Source organism: Kitasatospora sp. NPDC059817, from assembly GCF_042731835.1.
Taxonomy (GTDB): Bacteria; Actinomycetota; Actinomycetes; order Streptomycetales; family Streptomycetaceae; genus Kitasatospora.
In genome coordinates, this window is the sequence record NZ_JBHWIR010000370.1 from 1 (window position 1) to 3,189 (window position 3,189).

Annotated in this window: 3 protein-coding genes; 2 read left to right on the forward strand and 1 reads right to left on the reverse strand. The window is 76.4% G+C overall.

Going from position 1 to position 3,189, the window contains the following annotated elements; all coding sequences use genetic code 11:
* Positions 1–416 precede the first annotated feature (416 nt).
* Both ACFV61_RS35320 and ACFV61_RS35325 read left to right on the forward strand, forming a co-directional pair.
* A complete protein-coding gene (locus tag ACFV61_RS35320) occupies positions 417–1,601 on the forward strand; it encodes an FAD-dependent oxidoreductase (protein WP_380496214.1) in 1,185 nt (394 codons plus the stop codon).
* A gap of 33 nt (positions 1,602–1,634) precedes the next feature.
* Positions 1,635–2,321 carry a TetR/AcrR family transcriptional regulator gene (locus tag ACFV61_RS35325; RefSeq protein WP_380496216.1) on the forward strand — a complete coding sequence of 229 codons (687 nt, stop codon included), beginning with the start codon at positions 1,635–1,637 and terminating at the stop codon, positions 2,319–2,321.
* A 31-nt stretch (positions 2,322–2,352) separates the two neighbouring features.
* Here ACFV61_RS35325 and ACFV61_RS35330 read toward each other — a convergent pair.
* Positions 2,353–3,189 (reverse strand): LysR substrate-binding domain-containing protein (locus ACFV61_RS35330; RefSeq protein ID WP_380496218.1); only part of this gene is annotated, 837 nt, incomplete at its 5' end.

The window sequence follows — 3,189 nt, forward strand, 5'->3', positions numbered from 1 at the left end:
CGCCGTACCCCCTCTTCCTCGGCGGCCGCGACGGACCACCACCCACTCGTGAGACGGACCACCACCACCCACTCGTGGGGGAGCAACAGCCGTGACCAGTGGGCAGGACGCCGAGAACGGGCCGACCGCGAAGGGGGGCCGGGCCCGTCCGGCGCAACCGGAAATCCCACGTCCACGGCCTCCCGTCAGCTGGTTCTCCGGCACCGAGTCTGCCCGCCTCGTCTCGCGGCGCGCCAGTGATCCCGCCATGTGCGGATCGTGAAGTTCTCACACTCCCGCCCGATGGGATCCCGGGTTGCCGGGTCGGCCGTTCCAGGAGACGAACTTGTTCGTTACGAACATGTTCGTTACCGTGGAGGAGCGGGCGGCGAACCCACGCCGACCGACACGGCCCGACACCGACCCAAGGAGTGGCCATGACCGTCCAGCACGTTCCCGTCGCCGTCATCGGAGCCGGGCTCGGGGGCCTCGTGCTCACCCGGGTCCTGCACGTCCACGGCATCCGGGCCGCCGTCTTCGACCTGGAGCCCTCGCCCGAGGCCCGCACCCAGGGCGGCCTGCTCGACATCCACGACGACTCCGGCCAGCAGGCCCTGCGCGACGCCGGGCTGCACGACCGGTTCCTGGCCCTGGTCCACGCGGGCGGCGAGGCCCTGCGGGTGGTGGGGCCGGACGGCGCCGTCCGGCTGGAGCAGGAGGACGACGGCACCGGCGGCCGCCCCGAGGTCGACCGGGGCCGCCTGCGCGACCTGCTGCTGGACTCCCTGCCCGCCGGCACCGTGCGCTGGGGCCGGAAGGTGGTCCGCGCCCACGCGCTGGGCGACGGCCGCCACCAGGTCGCCTTCGCCGACGGCACGGCCGTCACCACGGACCTGCTGGTCGGGGCGGACGGCGCGTGGTCCCGGATCCGGCCGCTGCTGTCCGACGCCCGGCCCGCCTACACCGGGATCTCCTTCGTCGAGGCCGACCTGCACGACGCGGACACCCGGCACCCCGAGGCGGCCGCCCTGGTCGGCGGCGGGTTCTTTCTCTCCGTGGCCGAGGGTCGCGGCTTCCTCGCCCACCGCGAGGGCGACGGCAGCATCCACGTCTACACCGCCGTCCGGGCCGGCGAGGACTGGCTGGACGGCATCGACACCACCGCCCCCGACACCGCCAAGGCGACCGTGCTGGCCGGCTTCGACGGCTGGGCCGACGGCCTGCGGGCCCTGCTCGCCGACGCCGACGGCGGCCTCGTCCCGCGCCGGATCCACGCCCTGCCCGTCGGCCACCGCTGGGACCGCACCCCCGGCGTCACCCTGCTCGGCGACGCCGCCCACCTGATGTCCCCGTTCGCCGGCGAGGGCGCCAACCTCGCCATGCTCGACGGCGCCGAACTCGGCAAGGCCCTCGCCCACCACCCCGGCGACCCCGAGGCCGCCCTGACCACCTACGAGCGCGCCCTCTTCCCGCGCAGCGAGGCCTCGGCCGCCGCCTCCGCCGCCGGCCTGGAGCTGATGTTCGGCCCCGACGGCCTCCAGGGCCTGCTCGACCAGTTCACCACCCCGGACCAGCCCGCCCCGGACCAGCCCGCCCCGGCGGGCACACCCTCGGCGAACTAGTTCGTCACGAACACGGTCGCTAGGCTGGCCGGCATGACGAGCCCCCCCTCCCGACCCCGCAGCCGCCGCGAGCGGCCGGCGAAGCCCGCGCTGAGCCACGAGGCGATCGTCGCCGCCGCCGTACGGGTGCTGGAGGCGGAGGGCCTGCCACGGGTGACCATGCGGCGGCTGGCCCAGGAGCTGGACACCGGGCCGGCCTCGCTGTACGTGTACGTGGCCAACGCCGCGGAACTGCACGCCGCGATCCTGGAGGAGTTCCTCGGGGAGGTGGACCTGAGCCCGGTGACGGCGGCCGGGGACTGGCGCGAGCGGTTGGCCGCCGTCCTCGACTCCTGCACCGGGGTGCTGTTCCGGCACCCGGCGCTCGCCCACGCCGCACTGGTGGCGAGGCCGTCCGGGCCGCACTACCTGGCCCTGGTGGAGGCGGTCCTGGCACTGCTGCACGAGGGCGGCGTGCCGGACGGGCAGGCGGCCTGGGGCGTGGACGTGCTGCTCCAGGTGGCCACTGCCACCGCCGCCGAGCAGTCCGCCCGGCAGGGCGAGCAGGCGGAGCTGGAACACGGCGCGCTCACCGACGCGCTCCGCGCGGCGCCCGCCGCCACCTACCCGAGGATCGCCGCACTCGGGGACGACCTGGTGTCCGGGGCGCCGGAGGACCGGCTGTCCTGGATGTTCCGGGTGGTCGTCAACGGCACGCGCACAACGCCCCGACCCGCCTGAGCCCAGGCGCCGAGCGCAGGCCGGTCCGGGCTCAGGCGCCCGCCGCGGCCGCCTCGGCGAGGGCGTCCAGGACCGGGCGGATCAGCGGGTGCCCGTCGGCGCCGGCCCGGACGGCGGCGAAGACCCGGCGGGTGGCGAGTTCGCTGTCCACCGGCCGGACGGCGATCCGGCCGAGGTCGACGCCGCGCAGCGCCGAGCGCGGCACGAGGGCGACGCCGGCGCCCGCCGAGGCGAGGGCGACGACGGCCCGGAAGTCGTCGGAGGAGTGCACCAGGCGCGGCTGGAAGCCGGCGTGCTCGCAGGCCAGCAGGACGACGTCGTGGCAGGGGTTGCCGGGGTAGGGGCCGATCCACCGCTCGTCGGCGAGGGCCGCGACGGCGAGCGGACCGCCGTCGGCGGCCAGCGGGTGGCCGAGCGGCAGCACCGCCTCGAACGGCTCGGCGTACAGCGGGACGCGGGTGAGCCGGGCGTCGTCGGCGCGCGGGGCGCCGCGGTACTCGACGGCCACCGCGAGGTCGGCCCGGCCGTCGAGGACCATCGGCAGGCTGGCGTCGCCCTCCGCGTCCAGCACCTTGAGCCGCACCCCGGGCGCCTGCGCGGCCAGCAGCCCGATCGCCGGGGCGAGGACGAGCGCGATGCCGGTGGCGAAGGAGGCGACGGTGACCTCGCCGGAGACGCCCGCGCTGTAGGCGGCGAGGTCGGCCTCGGCGCGCTCCAGCTGGGCGAGCACGGCGTCGGCGTGGCCGAGCAGGATCTCCCCGGCGGCGGTCAGCCGCACCCCGCGGCCCTCGCGGGCGAGCAGGTGGTGGCCGGTCTCCTGTTCCAGGGCGGCCAGCTGCTGGGAGACGGCGGAAGGGGTCAGGTAGAG

Coding starts and splice junctions, on each gene's coding strand:
- ACFV61_RS35320 (WP_380496214.1), top strand. CDS start 417: ATGACCGTCCAGCACGTTCCCGTCGCCGTCATCGGAGCCGGGCTCGGG.
- ACFV61_RS35325 (WP_380496216.1), top strand. CDS start 1,635: ATGACGAGCCCCCCCTCCCGACCCCGCAGCCGCCGCGAGCGGCCGGCG.